13 protein-coding genes and 3 pseudogenes are annotated in these 15,511 nt (G+C 59.8%); all 16 read left to right on the top strand.

The features are described from left to right. The first annotated feature begins 528 nt into the window (after positions 1-528). Positions 529-2,259, top strand: a complete 1,731-nt coding sequence (ltrA, locus tag D1227_RS06755) for a group II intron reverse transcriptase/maturase (RefSeq protein WP_119404062.1) — start codon at positions 529-531, stop codon at positions 2,257-2,259. Positions 2,260-2,262: 3 nt separating this feature from the next. Then, positions 2,263-2,679: an antirestriction protein ArdA gene (locus tag D1227_RS06760; RefSeq protein ID WP_119404320.1), complete on the top strand. Its 417-nt coding sequence runs from the start codon at positions 2,263-2,265 to the stop codon at positions 2,677-2,679. A gap of 3 nt (positions 2,680-2,682) precedes the next feature. Continuing rightward, complete coding sequence (locus tag D1227_RS06765) at positions 2,683-3,159, top strand: hypothetical protein (RefSeq protein WP_119404321.1); 477 nt, start codon at positions 2,683-2,685, stop codon at positions 3,157-3,159. Beyond that, positions 3,156-5,174: a ParB/RepB/Spo0J family partition protein gene (locus D1227_RS06770; RefSeq protein ID WP_233349832.1), complete on the top strand. Its 2,019-nt coding sequence runs from the start codon at positions 3,156-3,158 to the stop codon at positions 5,172-5,174. Before D1227_RS06765 ends, D1227_RS06770 begins: the two co-directional genes overlap by 4 nt. 455 nt (positions 5,175-5,629) lie before the next feature. Next, complete coding sequence (locus tag D1227_RS06775; protein WP_119404327.1) at positions 5,630-5,953, top strand: DUF736 domain-containing protein; 324 nt, start codon at positions 5,630-5,632, stop codon at positions 5,951-5,953. 244 nt (positions 5,954-6,197) lie between these two features. Beyond that, a complete protein-coding gene (locus D1227_RS06780; protein WP_119404322.1) occupies positions 6,198-6,413 on the top strand; it encodes a helix-turn-helix domain-containing protein in 216 nt (71 codons plus the stop codon). An 81-nt stretch (positions 6,414-6,494) separates the two neighbouring features. Further along, on the top strand, positions 6,495-7,235 hold the full coding sequence (locus D1227_RS06785; protein ID WP_147373276.1) for a S26 family signal peptidase: 741 nt from the start codon (positions 6,495-6,497) through the stop codon (positions 7,233-7,235). 107 nt (positions 7,236-7,342) lie between these two features. Next, a pseudogene (gene trbG / locus D1227_RS06790) lies at positions 7,343-7,915 on the top strand (P-type conjugative transfer protein TrbG); the annotation flags it as partial. Then, the gene (locus D1227_RS06795) at positions 7,912-9,171 is read left to right on the top strand and encodes a TraB/TrbI/VirB10 family type IV secretion system protein (RefSeq protein ID WP_035540652.1); all 1,260 of its coding nucleotides are present in this window, start codon (positions 7,912-7,914) and stop codon (positions 9,169-9,171) included. The pseudogene trbG and the gene D1227_RS06795, both read left to right, overlap by 4 nt. After that, entirely contained in the window at positions 9,168-9,386 is a 219-nt protein-coding gene (locus D1227_RS06800) for a DUF2274 domain-containing protein (RefSeq protein ID WP_035540654.1), read from the top strand. The genes D1227_RS06795 and D1227_RS06800 overlap by 4 nt, the downstream gene beginning before the upstream one ends. A 404-nt stretch (positions 9,387-9,790) precedes the next feature. Further along, entirely contained in the window at positions 9,791-10,840 is a 1,050-nt protein-coding gene (locus D1227_RS06805) for a nucleotidyltransferase family protein (protein ID WP_119404325.1), read from the top strand. A 296-nt stretch (positions 10,841-11,136) separates the two neighbouring features. Next, positions 11,137-11,441 (top strand): annotated as a pseudogene (locus D1227_RS06810) (transposase); the annotation flags it as partial. A gap of 64 nt (positions 11,442-11,505) precedes the next feature. Next, positions 11,506-12,635, top strand: a pseudogene (locus D1227_RS06815) (IS3 family transposase). Between the two features lie 361 nt (positions 12,636-12,996). Next, positions 12,997-13,992, top strand: coding sequence for a P-type conjugative transfer ATPase TrbB (gene trbB, locus D1227_RS06820; RefSeq protein ID WP_035540777.1), 996 nt, complete (start codon positions 12,997-12,999; stop codon positions 13,990-13,992). Continuing rightward, positions 13,989-14,324 carry a TrbC/VirB2 family type IV secretion system protein gene (locus D1227_RS06825; protein ID WP_035540775.1) on the top strand — a complete coding sequence of 112 codons (336 nt, stop codon included), beginning with the start codon at positions 13,989-13,991 and terminating at the stop codon, positions 14,322-14,324. Before trbB ends, D1227_RS06825 begins: the two co-directional genes overlap by 4 nt. Positions 14,325-14,397: 73 nt before the next feature. Further along, positions 14,398-15,492, top strand: a complete 1,095-nt coding sequence (locus D1227_RS06830) for an IS5 family transposase (RefSeq protein WP_035540773.1) — start codon at positions 14,398-14,400, stop codon at positions 15,490-15,492. Positions 15,493-15,511: the final 19 nt, after the last annotated feature.

Consider the following 15,511-nt stretch of genomic DNA (forward strand, 5'->3'; position numbering starts at 1 on the left):
GGTGCGACCAGAAAGTCGCATCTGTTGAGTGAGGCAGGGATGCCTCTGGTCGAGCCTTCTCGACCATTTCTAGCCGGAGCGTGCGAGCTGGGTAACTGGCTGGTGCGAAGCCTCCGGAAACGAGCGGGGAGCTGGCAGCCACACGCCGGTGAACCGCCCAAGGAGAAGACCGGTATGGTGAACGAAAGTGAATCTGTGTTGATGCGTCGTTACCCATCAGTCCCCCGGAAGTGGCTTTTACGGGGAGCAAGGGAATGGGCTGGGGGCACGTGGATCCCTCAGTCGGAAGGTCGATATTCCCCGGCGTATAGCAGGCACCTAACCCGGTCGCATCTCACAGATGCGGAACTGAGTAACCCCGATGAGGTCCGGTCGCTGGTAACAGCGCCCGGTAAGCGGCTCGCAAGAGCCGCCCAACTCCTCAGCGGGTGTAGGAAGTTATCAGAAGCGAATGCCGCCAGCCGAAAGGCACGGGGAATACATAACCCGGTGGATAGGGCCATGCCCAACCTGAAAGGGTGCTGACAGATGACTGGTGAGTCCCCCGTAATCTCGTGGAACAGCAACCGAACCGTTCGTGAAAAGATGGACGGGCCGCAAGGCCTGATCGTAAGCGACGGAACTGTTCACTGGCAGACCATTGACTGGCCTGCCGCCTATCGAACCGTCAGGACGCTGCGCCGGAGAATCTATCGGGCGACTGAAATGCGGGACTGGAAAACGGTCCGCTCGTTGCAAAAGCTGATGCTGCACAGCCGGGCGAACCTGCTCGTTTCCATCCGAAGGGTCAGCCAGATCAATCGTGGGAAAGCCTCTCCCGGTGTCGATGCGCGAACCGCACTGACGCCGACCGAGCGGGCCGGCCTTGCGAACCAGTTGGTGAACCTCAAGGCATGGGAACCGCTTCCAGCCCGGAGGGTGTATATCCCTAAAGCGAGCGGCAAGAAGCGGCCGCTCGGAATCCCGTCCCTCATCGACCGGTGCCAGCAGGCCATTGTGCTCAATGCACTTGAGCCCTGTTGGGAAGCGCAGTTCGAGGGGACAAGCTACGGGTTCCGGCCCGGTCGTGGCGTCCATGACGCCATAGAGCGGATATATCTGGCAACCAAGTCCGGGTCCAAACGGGTCTGGGTTCTTGATGCCGATATCAAAGGCTGCTTCGACAATATCGACCATGACGCCCTGATGGAGGCTATCGGCAACTTCCCCGCAAGGGGAATGATCCGCCGTTGGCTGAAGGCAGGCTATGTGGAAGATGGCGTGTTCCACGCCACCGAGCAGGGTACACCGCAAGGCGGGGTCATTAGTCCTCTCCTTGCCAACATCGCCCTGCATGGAATGGAAGAAGCGCTGGGCATTGAGTATCGTGGAGGCACAAGCGCCTCATACGTGAAACCTCACTGCCCTGTCTTCGTGCGGTATGCTGACGACTTCGTCGTCATCTGCCACACTGAGACGCAAGCGCTTGAGGCCAGGGAGCGCGTTGCTGCATTCCTCGCCGGGCGCGGCCTTAACCTCTCCGAGGAGAAGACCAGTATCCGGCACATACGGGAAGGCTTCGACTTCCTTGGCTTCAATGTCCGTTCCTATAAGGTGGCAGACCGCGCCGCTGGCACGAAGACCCTGATCAAACCTTCCAAGGACGCCGTTAAAGCGTTTAGGAAGAAGCTCAGGGACCTGTTCCGCGCCCATGTCGGCTCGGATCAGGGGCAACTGCTTGCAGCTGCCAATCCGGTAATACGTGGATGGTGCAACTACTACCGTTACAGTGTCGCCGGGAAAATCTTCTCAGGGATCGAACACTATGTCCATGTCCGGCAACGTCGCTGGTGCCATCGTGCCCATGCGAGGAAGCTGAAACACTGGTGGATGCGGAAATACTTCGGGCGGCACTATAACTGCCCGAACTTCAGCTACACCTTTATGGACAAGCAGTCTGGTGCGTTCATGATCCATCCAGCCGCGATCAAAATCGTGCGCTGGACGATGGTGAAACACCGCAACTCTCCCGACGATCCGTCTCTCGCCGATTACTGGCGAAACCGGGCCCGCCGGATGGGAGGGACTGACCTCACGCGCAGTTGGCAGAAGGTTGCGCAGCGGCAACGGCACAAGTGCCCGACCTGCCGCGAGAGCCTCTACAATGGCGAAACCATCCGCATGTCTCATGTGGATGGGGACAGGGCGAACGGTTCCTACCGGAACCTGCGACTTGTCCACGCCGACTGCCGCCGCGCGGCACAACAGGGACTTGCTTGAGCCGTGTGCGGGGAAACTTGCAAGCACGGTTCTGAGGGGACGGGTCGGCGGCAACGCCGACCTGTTACCCGACATTATGAAGGGTTTGAAGGCTGCACGATTTCTGAATATGCCTCGTTCGAGACAGTCTGCGCGCTGGCGGCGTTCATTACCGAACATGGCGCACTCGGCGCGAAGCTCTACCGCCATTCTGGTGATGACCTTGCGCAGGCTGAAGCCGCGTTTGAGGACTATGCGGGCGAATATCGCAGCGCCGCAGACTTTGCCGAAGAAATCACGCGCGACAGCGGGACGGAGATTCCGGCCTCACTCGAGTACTATATCGACTGGACCGCGCTCGCCCGCGACATGGCGCTGAATGGCGAAATCATGGTGTTCCAGACGGGCTTTGACGAAGTCCACATTTTCTGGAGCCGCTGAGTCATGGCGTTCCGGGAGAGATTTGACCGCTATGTGTGCGAAGGTGACACCATTGCCTGCGAGGTCGAAGGCTTCCGTGTCACCGCGCGGATCGTCCGTGACGATTGCATGGACGCACCCGACCAGCGCCAGGACGGATTTTGGCCATCGCTCTACATCAATGATCCGGGTTTCATCGGCCCCGGAAACAATTTTCGCGAGCGGTTGGCGAAAGCACAAGTCGAGGCCGAAGCCGTCATGGACGCGTGGCGCAAGGATGAATGGTTCTATTGCGGGATCGTGCTCGCTATTGAATGCGAAGGCGTCGAACTGGACTCAACACAAGCCAGCGTCTGGGGCATAGAGGCCAACTATCCGGGGTCGGACAACGCCTATCTGACCGAAGTCGCGGGCGAATTGCTCCCGGACGCCTTGGCGGCAGGCCGCGCAGCCCTGACGCGGCTGATGGCGTCTGCGCCTGCACAGGCGTCACGCGGATGAACGCGCTGGATTATCTGCTTGGCCCGCGCCCGCAAATGACACTCGTCGTGGAGGCGTCTCGCGTTGTTGAAATCTGGGTCGATGGCCGCGCACCGCTGATTGCCCTCAACGACTATGACTGGGGCGAAACTGACAGGCACGCGGTGCGCGACGCAGAAGGTTTCCCCTTCACCCCGATCAACTGGAAAGGCCCGGCATGGGCGCTTGGCCTTTCGCTTTACCCGCCAGAACAGGAGGACAATCCCATGGCACAGCCCGCACTGAAAACGATCCCCATCGAGCAACTCCATATCAGCAAGCTCAACATGCGGCATGGACGCAAGGCGCCTGACGTTTCAGACATCCTGCCGTCGATCCGGGAGAAGGGTATCCACCAGACGCTTTTGGTTCGTCCCGAAGGCGATGGCTATGGCGTTGTTGCCGGACGGCGGCGCTTCCATGCCTTGCAGGTCCTTGCCGCAGAGACCGGCAAATCGATCGCCGTTCCGTGCGCGATCATGGAAGCGGACGATGACGCGGCTGCCGTGGAGGCCTCACTCATCGAGAATATTGCGCGACTGCCCGCCACGGAAATGGAGCAGTACAACGCGTTCGGGAAACTGGCCCAATCAGGCCGGACGGTAGACGAGATTGCCGGGCATTTCGGAGTCACGGACCTGAAAGTCCGCCGCATCCTCGCGCTTGCCAATCTCTCCAGCCCGATCCGCGCGCTCTACGCGAAAGACGAAATCGACCCGGAGACGATCCGCGCGCTCACACTCGCCACGAAAGACCAGCAGACCGAGTGGCTCACCCTGTTCCGGAGTGAAACGGAGCGCGCGCCCATGGGCCGCGCCTGCAAGGCATGGATCACGGGCGGAGCCACCATCACCACCGACAAGGCCCTGTTTGACCTGTCGGCCTATGAGGGCAAAGTGGCGGCTGACCTCTTCGGTGAGACAGGTGTGTTCGCCGATGCCGACACGTTCTGGAAAGCCCAATCGGCCGCGTTGGCAGCCAAGGTCGAGAGCTACATTGACGCCGGATGGCGCAATGTGGAGGTTCTCGAACGCGGCAAGTATTTTGCCATCTGGGAGCATGTGAAGCGCCCGCGCACCAAGGGCGGCAAGGTGATTGCCGAGGTTCGCCATGATGGCACGGTGACCTTCCATGAGGGCTACATCACCCAAGCCGAAGCCCGCAAACTTGAGACGCGCGCAAGGCCGGGCGACGATACGGAAGCAGCCGATACCAAGCCTGAAATGTCAGGACCGCTCGCACAATATATCGGCCTGCACCGCCATGGCGCGGCGCGCGCCACATTACTGGGGCACCCTGGAATCGCTCTCCGGCTGATGATCGCTCACGCCATGGTCGGGTCCTCCCTGTGGACCGTCAGGCGGCACGACTTCCTCGCCAGAAAGGAAGACATTCAGACGAGCGTCGATGGCTCCCGCGCCACTGCCGAGATGAACGCTGCCGGGGACCATGTGCACCGCTTGTTTGAAGCCCACGGGCTCGCATCCCTGCGCGCAAATGGCGACGCCTATCACCTTAGCGAAGTCTTTGCAGCACTGCTCGGAATGGACGACACAGAGACCCTGAGCGTCCTCGCCTTTGTGATGGCTGACACGCTGGAAGCAGGCGGTGCAATCGTTGAAGCCGTCGCTGTCGCGACCGAAACGGATATGGCCGCCTACTGGAAGCCGGAACCTGTCTTCCTTGATCTCGTCCGCGACAAGCGCGCCATCAATGCCATGGTGGCAGAGATCGCATCACCCTCCACGGCGAAAGCGGCCCTAACCGACACGGGCAAAGCCCAGAAGGACCTCATCTGGAACCGGATCGTGGGCGAAGGGTGCGAGGCCAATCCGGGCTGGCGTCCCGGCTGGATGCAGGTGCCGCCCACACGACTTGTCGAGGCTGCGGGGTCGGCGCCAGCAGATGCATGGGCCCGGATCGCACGCCTGTTCACGTCAGATGACGGCGACGTTTCGCCCGAAGACCAACCTGCCGCAGCGCAAGACGCCGCCTGACAGATTGCGGTCACCTTGTCCGTGGAATCAGAAGCCGTCCGGCAATATGCCGGGCGGCTTTTCCGCCTGCTTCTACCAGATGACAGTGGACGCGCGCGGGGCAGATCATGGCAGGTGCGCCTCTGGAAAAATCGCCCGTCTGCGGGGTTCCTGTGGCCTCCGCGTGCGATTGCCAAAGCGGCCTGTTCCGCCCTTCCGCTTGCCCCGAAAGACACCTTGTCTCCGTCTATTGCCGTGTGACCTGGACGACGCAAAACGCTCCTGAAACCGGCCAGTCCCACGAATTTCCCCGCCGCTTTGCGGTTCCTCGCGAGACAAATTCGCGTGACCGACCGGTGCTTCGCTTTGCTGCGCCCTTACAGGTTCAGGCCCGCTCCGCGCCGTCCGGGCGGTCCGGCGTCGACGGGGACAAGGTGTCCCTCGAAGACAGCCACGGAAACGAAAAGGAGACCCCCATGGCAAACGCACTCGGATATGTCAGCGAAACCAAGACCGGCTTCGAAGGCGCCCTCGCAATGATGAACCTCAACGCCACTATTCGCATCGAGAAGAATGCGGAAAAAGCCGAAGAGGCCCAGCCGGACTACCGCATCTTCGCCGGCGAAACCGCGACTGAAATCGGCGGCGGCTGGATGCGCAAGGCGAAGTCATCGGGACGCGAATACGTCTCGCTGACCCTCGCAGATCCGCAGATCGGCCCGCGCCGCATCTACGCGAACCTTGCACCGGTCAAGGGCAAGAAAGGCCGCCACGTGATCCTCTGGAACCCCAGGGACTAGGCCCAACACACATCGCCAAACTGGCCGCTCCGGAGATCATTCCGGGGCGGCTTCCGGCGTGTTTACATTGCTCGATAGAGGGGCATCTATAGCCACCCGAAGCCATGCGCGCTGCGCATGGTTAAACCGGGTATCGCCTCGAAGTCGTATATCTTCGTGACTCCCAATTAGAATTTTCTTTTGCTTTCTCGGACGTGTTGAAGCCGCCACGTTGATCTGTGCCCGGCAAGACGGGGTACGGGGAATGAGCGAGGCAAAAGGACGTCCAAGTCCTTTCCTGACGACGAAAGAAGCAGCCGCCTATTTGCGCATCACGGTCCGCACGATGGAGAACTGGCGCTGGTCGAACAATGGACCGAAATACCGGAAGCATGGCGGCACCGTCGTCTATCATGTCGATGACCTGAACGACTATTCGACCGTGTGGAACCGCGCGCGAGGATCAGGAAATGGCACGTAAATATTGGGCACTGAAGGCGGATTTAGTCGCATTTTCGAAAGAAAAGCGAATATCTTATTCGAGCGATGGGCGGGGCAATTCATGAGACTTCGCGCAGCATTCTGGAGCGGTATTTCTGTGATCGGAGTGGCATTGATCAGCCTTCCAGTGACAGGTGTCTTACCGCCGCTCCTGCTTTACAATCCGAGCGAAAGTGCGCCACTTGGATGGTATCGCGTCGAACCTTTAAGCGTGATCTCGTGCGGTGATCTGGTTGTTTCGCACCTTCCGGAAGCGGCTTCGAGACTCGCTGCGAAACGAGGTTATTTGCCGTCTGGTGTCCCCGTCATCAAGACCGTCCGGGCGCTAGAAGGGGATATGGTTTGTGCGGTCGACGGTGAGTTACTCATCAACGGGACGCCAGCTGTCCGCCTGCTCTCCACAGATAGTCTGGGACGCGCTCTGCCGTCTCCCTGGAAGGCCTGTCGGCTGCTTCAGCCCGGCGAGGTGCTGCTCCTATCTGATCGCACACTGGACTCATTTGATGGGCGGTATTTCGGAACTGTTTTGAAGGCGGATATTCTGGGTAGGGCGATCCTCCTGAAAGACGTTGATTTGGCTGCGGAAATTGGTGGTCAGGAGCGAATTGATGGCGAATTTGATTGCAAGATAAAAGCTCATGGAGCCAATGAGGGGCTATCGCCTTGTCTGCACATCGATTTTTATGGCTCCACAGATACTTACGCAGCTCTGTGGTCTGATGGAAGCCTCAATGAGGACAACAGGTTGGCATGGTTCCATATGCGCAATCTGGCTTGTTTTCCACCGGATTGGCCCGAATGAGCACGCCGCCGGACAATCCTTTCATCCCGAGATCTGGCAGGATTCGATCGGCCGGATCAGGGAGACGGGCGAAGACGTACCTGACGCGAATGACGAAGGCTCTGTCCTCGGCTGGCGACACAGTGCGCTGGGTGTTGGGCGATACGGTGTCCGGGACGGGCACCGATGCCCAGGCGCATATCCTGATCAAGCCGACACAGGCCGGTCTCAAGACCAACCTCATTATCACGACCAGCCTGCGGGCCTATCATCTTGAACTCCGTGCGTTCGAAGAAACCTATATGGCGGCCGTGTCCTGGCGCTATGCTGACCAGCAATTAGTGACGCGGGTCGCGCGGTCGGGCGCGGTGTCCGCTTCAGCGTCTCCCGCCGGGTTGCAGCTGGACCGGCTGAAGTTCAGGTACGATATGGATGGGGATTTCCCGCACTGGCGGCCGGATCGCGTGTTCGATGATGGCCGCAAGGTCTATATCCAGTTCCCCGCCCGGCTCGACCAGGGCGAGGCCCCGGCCCTCTTCGTAATTGGCCGGGACGGCAAGTCTCAGCTGGTCAACTATCGCATGTCCGGCGACTATTATGTCGTCGACCGGCTGTTCGCCCGCGCCGAACTGCGCCTAGGGGAAAAGCGACAGGATGTCGTGAGGATTGCGCGCAATGACCTTGGCAGTGCGCAGCCATGACAGAGACTGCTTCCCCACCAGCACAGCCGCTCGAAATCCGAGGGCGCCCGCGCCCGGTCAAACGGTTTTCGAAGCGGGCACTCATGATCCTGCTCGGGACCGGTAGTGCGATTGTACTCGGATCGCTCGCCTTTGCCCTGCAAGGCCCGAAGGATGATGCGGCTGGACCCGCGCGCGAACTTTACAATACCGGACACAATCCGGAGGCGGACGGCTTGGCTGCGCTTCCGAAATCCTATGGTGAGATTGCGCCGGAAGACGATGTGCTCGGGCCACCGCTTCCGGGAGACCTCGGCACGCCGATCCTGAAGGCGCAGCGCGAAGGACGGATGGTATTGCCGGCGGAGGATGCGCCTGAAGGTGATCCCATGCGTGAGCAATTGGCGGCACTGGAGGCAGAGCTGCGCGCGCGTGAAGCGGCGCTTTCTGATGCAGCGCGTGGGAGTGGGGTGTTCTTCCAGGTTGGATCGGGAACCGCGGCGAGGAGCATTGGAGAGAGTACTGCCAATCCCTCAGCGGCTTCGGTGAGTTTTCCGGACCTCTCGGCGTTTGCACCATCTGCAAACGGCGCATTCGGATCGTCGCTGAGCGAAGATCCCAACCGGCAGGTGCGCAAGCTTGATTTCCTAGGCACCGAGACCGACCCGTCGATCTACAATCCGCATCGGCTGGAGACACCGGTTTCTCCCTACCAGCTGATGGCGGGCGCGATCATTCCAGCAACCCTGCTGACGGGTGTAAACTCCGATCTTCCGGGTCAGGTCATCGCGCAGGTGACAAGCCCTGTCTATGACACCGTGACCGGCGAAATCGTGCTCGTGCCGCAGGGCGCGAGACTCATTGGCCGCTATGACAGCGTCATCGCGTTCGGCCAGTCCCGCGCACTGCTCGTCTGGAGCCGGATTGTGATGCCGGACGGCACGTCCATCCGGATCGACAATCTCGCCGGTGTCGATGCGCGTGGGTATGCAGGCCTGGAAGACAAGGTCGACTATCACTCCTGGAAGCTGCTCCAAGGCGTTGCACTCTCCACTCTGCTTGGCGTCGGGTCGGAACTCGCAAGCGATGACGAGGGAGACATTGCCCAGGCCCTTCGCCGTTCGGCGCAGACAGGCGCCAATGAAGCGGGCCAGGAGATCGTACGCCGCAGTCTCGACGTCCAGCCCTCGATCACCATCCGGCCCGGCTGGCGGCTCGGCGTGCTCGTCAACAAGGACATCGTTCTGAAACCCTATGAAGGAGGCAAGCGGCCATGAGTGAAGTAAGTTTGAAAATCGGGCCGCTGCCGGACCGGACGCCGCAGAAACTCGCCGTCCTAGTCGATCCTGCTTTGGCTACGGAGCTGGAGGACTATGCACGCATCCATTCGGAGATTCACGGGGTGGAGGTTCCGGCCTCGGCGCTGGTGCCACTGATGCTGGAAACCTTTCTGGCAAGTGACACCGGATTCCGAAAGGCAAAGAAATCTTGATTGCGGTGTCGCCGGATCAACATCAGATTGTGGAGTATGCCCAATGGCAAAGGGTAAGATTAGTGAAGCCGATTTCACCAGCGAGACAAGCTGGCTGACACCGAAACAGTGCGCCGACCTTACCGGGTGGACCGTGTCCGGTCTGGAAAAGCGTCGGGTACGCGGACAATGGCCGCCTTTCTCCGTTCGTGCCGGTCGTCCAAGGTACCCCGGAGATTATATTCGACAGCAATTCGCCGAGGCTGTGGTGACCAACACCGTTCAGGCGTCGACTACCAGCGACAAATTTTAGCAGAGGTATGGTCAAAATCACGGCCCGTGTGCTGGCCGCGGTTGAAAGTCTTCTAGTTACCATAAAGCGGTAGGTATTGACTTTTGCCGGCATTTTTATATTTTGCCGGTAAATGGCCATCCAGGAACTTCCCCTCGTCATCCAGACCAGTTACGCCGAGCTGATAGACCAGCTGCGGCTGGCTGCGGCTTCCGACTTTCCAGAGGGGTCGACGTTTCGCAAAAGAAGCATTTCCGGAAAGGACTACTGGTACGTACAGGAGCCGACGACACCGCAAGGGCGTCCGCCTGAACGGTATCTGGGCGCTGACACGCCAGAGCGCCAGACAGCCATCAAAAGTGCGATGAACGCGAAAGCGCATGCCGATACACGCAAGGCCATCCGGCGCTCACTCTCGGGCGCAGGCCTGCCTGAGCCAGATGGACTGACGGGAGCCGTGATCGAGGCATTCGCGGAGGCTGGCGTGTTCCGGCTAAGAGGCGTGATTGTCGGCACAATCGCATTCCAGACCTATTCCGGCCTTCTTGGTGTGAAGCTACCGAACGCCGCCATACGAACCGGTGATGTCGACCTCGCACAAGACTATGGCGTATCTGTCGCACTCAATGATGCACTTGGCGTCTCACTGATCGACGTCCTGAAGTCGGTCGACCCTGATTTTGCGCCGATCCCTTCCTTGGCAGGACCCAACATAGCAACAACATATGCACGCCCCGGAGGATACCGGGTAGACGTCCTTACAACAAATCGTGGGGCAGACCGGGACGCGCCGGTGAACCTTCCCAGCCTCAGATCCGATGCGCTGCCCTTGCGCTCTCTAGACTTCCTGCTGAGAGACACGGTCGAAGCAGCGATCCTCACGCGCTTCGGGGCACTCGTAAACGTTCCATCCCCGGAGCGGTATGCTGTCCACAAACTGATTGTTTTAACCACGCGGAAGGACACTGGCGAGAGTGCCGTGAAGTCCGACAAGGATATTATTCAGGCCGGCCTTCTCGTCGAAGCGCTCGTTGCCAAACGCCGACAAGACGATCTGATCGCCGCCCTCAACGAGGCCGCCGCGCGAGGACCGGCCTGGCAGGAAAGGCTCAGCCAGGGCGCTGCACGTCTTGGGAATGAATCACGGGAAATCATTCAAACACTCCTGGAAGCAAACAACTGACCTGCTCTGTCGAAAATTTCGCCTCATGCGGTGGAATTCATGGAGGGGGGCAATTCAATAGCCTAAAGCACCATAATGGTTGCGCATGGGGCCAAGCCTCGCTATTCCGGCTGCATTGTAACTCAGACGGTGGCTTATTGGTGGCTTGGCGTTTGGAGGTATTGCGGCAAGCGGGGTCCAAACCCACTTAATGCATTGTTTTTTCAGGGGTCTTGCGAAAGGCTCGTTCCACCAACTTTCTGGTTTGGGACTTGAAAACTGGACTTCTCCGGCTTTGATAAAGCACGGAGACGACAATGAAGAAATCGAGATTTACCGACGCACAGATCCTCGCAATCCTGAAGCAGGGCGAAGGCGGTGTGCCCGTTGCGGACCTCTGCCGCGAGCATGGGATTAGCAACGCGACCTATTACAACTGGCGAGCCAAGTACGGCGGGATGGATGCAGCGATGCTGTCCGAGATGAAATCCATGGCCGAGGAAAACCGGCGGCTAAAGAAGATGTATGCCGAAATGGCGATGCAGAATGAGCTCTTGAAGGATGCCCTTGGAAAAAAGTAGCAAGGCCGTCTCAGCGACGCGAGATGGCCAAAGAGGCTGTTTGGACCTGTCCCGGTTTGATTCCGACCTTGATAGACGATTATCTACATTCAAGGAGACAGGACGATGGGACATGTACACACAGAAGAGTTTAAGCGTGAGGCGGTTCGGCTGGCGAAGACCAGCGTCCTGACGCGCAAGCAGGTTGCAGCAGATTTGGGGATCGGGCTTTCGACGCTGGGTAAGTGGATTTCGGCTTATCGGCCAGAGGCGCCAGCGGACCTGCCATCGGCGGATATGCTGAAGGAGGTTGAACAGCTTCGCCGGGAGAACCGCATTCTGAAGGAGGAGCGGGACATCCTAAAAAAAGCGACGGCGTTCTTCGCAAGCCAGAAGTGAAGCGTTTCGCTTTCATTGAGACTTGGAGGAACGCCTGGCCGATTGAGCAGATGTGCCGTGTGTTGAAGGTGACGTCGCGGGGATACCGGGCCTGGCGATCCCGGCAGATGAGCAAACGTCAGCGCAGAGATCTTGTGATCCTGGCGCATATCCGTGAGCAGCACGGTCTTGCACTGGGCAGTTATGGCCGTCCGCGCATGACCGAAGAGCTGTAAGAGCTTGGTTTGGATGTCGGCCATCGGCGTGTCGGTCGATTGATGCGGGAAAACGCCATTTCTGTTGTCCGTACGCGCAAGTACAAGGCAACGACCGATAGCAATCACCGGTTCAATATCTCACCAAACCTGCTGGACCGGGATTTCACCGCGAGTGGCCCCAACCGGAAATGGGCGGGTGATATCTCCTATATCTGGACCCGCGAGGGATGGCTCTATCTGGCCGTGATCATTGATCTGTATTCCAGGCGCGTCGTCGGCTGGGCGGTCAGCAATCGTATGAAGAAGGACCTTGCGATCCGCGCACTCGACATGGCGATCAATCTGCGTCAGCCACCACCGGGCTGTATTCACCACACCGATCGCGGCAGCCAATATTGCAGTCATGACTATCAGAAAAGCCTGCGCGATCAGGGCTTTCAGGTGTCGATGAGCGGCAAAGGAAATTGTTAGGATAATGCGGCCGTTGAGACCTTCTTCAAATCTCTGAAAGCCGAACTGATCTGGCGGCAAACATGGACGACAAGGACAGAAACCGAGGCCGCGCTCTTCCAATATATCAACGCCTTCTACAACCCGCGCCGTCGGCACTCAGCCCTCGGATGGAAAAGCCCCTTGGCATTTGAAAGAAAGGCCGCTTAACTGAGACTCAAGGTCGGAACGAAAGCGTGACAGGTCCAGTCTGGATTTCTCCAATTCCGGCATTCACTATTCAGCTCCAGATCGGCAGATTAGAGCCAATAGCAGCGAGTCGTGGAGGTCTGATCGAATGACGGCGACGCTCCATTCGAGCCTTTCAGAGCATCCGTTTTTTAAGTCATCTTCTCCGGAATTGGCATAGTGCTTTATTGAAGCCGCGGCTCATGACGCGCACGACCAGACCCTATCGAGCCTTGCAAGACCCCTCAATCCGTTCCGACCGTTTGCGACTTTCCCAACTATCAGAAATTAGCGCGAAATCAGAGGATTGGACCTGTCAGCAACGACAGGAGCCACTCCCCCGATGTCCGCACCCGCCCGAACGCTTGAGACCGACCAACGACGCGTATCCATGCTGCGGTCTGCCTGCGAAGGCGCGGTGCGGGCAGCGCTGGACGCTGATGACGTCATCGAAATCCTCGCCAACCCTGATGGCTCGATCTGGATTGAACGGGCGGGGCGAGGGGTCGAGGTCAGTCCCGACAGGATTTCAGTCACCGCGCGCGAACGGATCATCCGCCTTGTCGCGAGCAGCATAGGCGAGGCCTGTGATCGGTCCGCCCCGATCGTCTCTGCCGAACTCCCCGGCAGCGGCGAGCGGTTTGAAGGGCTTCTCCCACCTGTCTCGACCGCGCCATGCTTTTCGATCCGCAAGCCCGCGACGACGCCTTTTTCAATTGGCGACTATGTCACCCAGGGCGCGCTGGCTCCGGCGCTGGCACAGGCGCTCAAGGACGCGATTGCGACGCATGCGAACATCCTGATCGCGGGCGGCACGTCCTCCGGCAAGACGACCTTCACGAATGCCTTGCTGCCAGAAGCCTCACTCCACGACGACCGCATCGTCATCCTCGAAGACACGCGCGAGCTGCGCTGCGCCGCGCCCAATGTGGTTCAACTCAGAACCCATCGCGGCGCCGCGAGCCTGCGGGACCTCGTCCGCTCCACGCTGCGCCTGCGGCCTGACCGGATCATTGTCGGCGAGGTGCGCGGGGCCGAAGCGCTTGACCTCCTTAAGGCCTGGAACACGGGCCATCCCGGCGGGATCACAACGCTTCACGCGAACTCCGCCCATGGCGGGCTGGCCCGGCTTGAACAGCTGACGCTCGAAGCGACACCGCGCGCGCCCTTCGATCTGATCGCAGAGGCCATCGATGTCGTCGTGTTCATGAGCCGCGCGGGCGGCCAGCGGCGCGTCGAGGAGGCGCTCCGCGTCACCGGCTTTGACGGCGAGGGGTATCAGACCGCCCCGCTTGTCTCCCGTTCCCTGTCCCTCGTCCAACATGGAGAAACCCAATGACGCTCTACAACCACCTTCAGACCGTGAACCGAACGGTACAGGTCGCGGCCTGTATCGGCCTCGGCCTCATGATCGCAGGCCCGGCCCATGCGGCAGACTCCGGCATGCCCTGGGAAGGCCCGCTTGATCAGATCCTGACTTCGATCGAGGGCCCGGTCGCGCGCATCGTGGCGGTGATCATCATCACCCTAACGGGGCTTACGCTGGCCTTTGGCGAGACCAGCGGCGGCATGCGCAAGCTGATCCAGATCGTGTTCGGGCTGTCCATCGCCTTTGCCGCGACCTCGTTCTTCCTGACCTTCTTCAGCTTCGGCGGCGGAGCGCTTGTCTAGCAGGCTGCTGAAAAAGGTCTCGTTTTGCTTTGCGAAGCATGATTCTCTCTTTTGTGTGGAGAGGGAGGCAGAGATGCGTGGTGAAGATCGGACGACGGATCAGTTGTTTTCGTATGTGAACGTAGAAGACCGGATCGCATCGGATCATCCTCTGCGGCAGATACGGCAGCTGGTAAATGACGCGCTGAAGGCTCTGGACGCAGATTTTACGGCACTTTACGCGCAGGATACCGGTCGCCCGTCGATCGCGCCGGAGCGTCTGTTGCGGGCGATGCTGTTGCAGGCGATCTATTCGATCCGGTCTGAGCGCCAGCTGATGGAGCGGCTTGAGTTCGATCTCCTGTTTCGCTGGTTTGTCGGGCTCGGGCCCGATGAGCCGACCTGGGACGCCTCGACGTTTTCAAAGAACCGCGACCGCCTTCTGGATGGGGATATCGCCGCAAAGTTCCTCAACGCCGTCCTGTCGCTTCGGCGAGTGAAGAAGCTGTTGTCGCGTGAGCACTTCAGTGTGGATGGCACCCTGATTGAGGCCTGGGCCAGTACCAAGAGCTTCCGTCCGAAGGATACCGATAGCGGCGGTGGTCCGGATAGTGGAGGTGGTGGTCGCAATGCACCGCACGACTTCCACGGCGAGAAGCGGTCGAACCAGACGCATGCCTCATCGACCGATCCCGATGCTCGGCTCTATCGCAAGGGCCGGGGCAAGCCGGCTCAGTTATGCTACATGGGGCACGTCCTCATGGAGAACCGGCAAGGCCTCGCCGTAGCGACACAACTGACCCATGCAACCGGCAGAGCCGAACGCGAGGCGGCCCTCGAGATGATCAGGAAACGCAAGGTTAAACGCGGCGCCACACTTGGTGCCGACAAAGGCTACAATGCCTGGACCTTCAAGCGCGATCTGGAGCAGGCCGGTGTCAGGCCGCATGTCGCCCTGAAGTCCGAGACCGGGAGGTGCGGCCTGCCCATCAAGACCCCCGAGGGCTATGAGGTCTCCCAGCGCATCCGCAAAAGGATCGAGGAGATCTTCGGGTGGACGAAGACAACTGGCGGCTATGCCAAGACGAAGTTCAGGGGAAAGCGGCGCGTTGCCCTCGGCTTCGATATCGCCATCGCCGCCTACAATCTCGTCCGACTACCGAAGCTACTTGCGGGGGCCGCAGCATGAACGCCACCATCGCCGCTGC

The organism is Henriciella mobilis (assembly GCF_003576315.1).
Taxonomy (GTDB): domain Bacteria; phylum Pseudomonadota; class Alphaproteobacteria; order Caulobacterales; family Hyphomonadaceae; genus Henriciella; species Henriciella mobilis.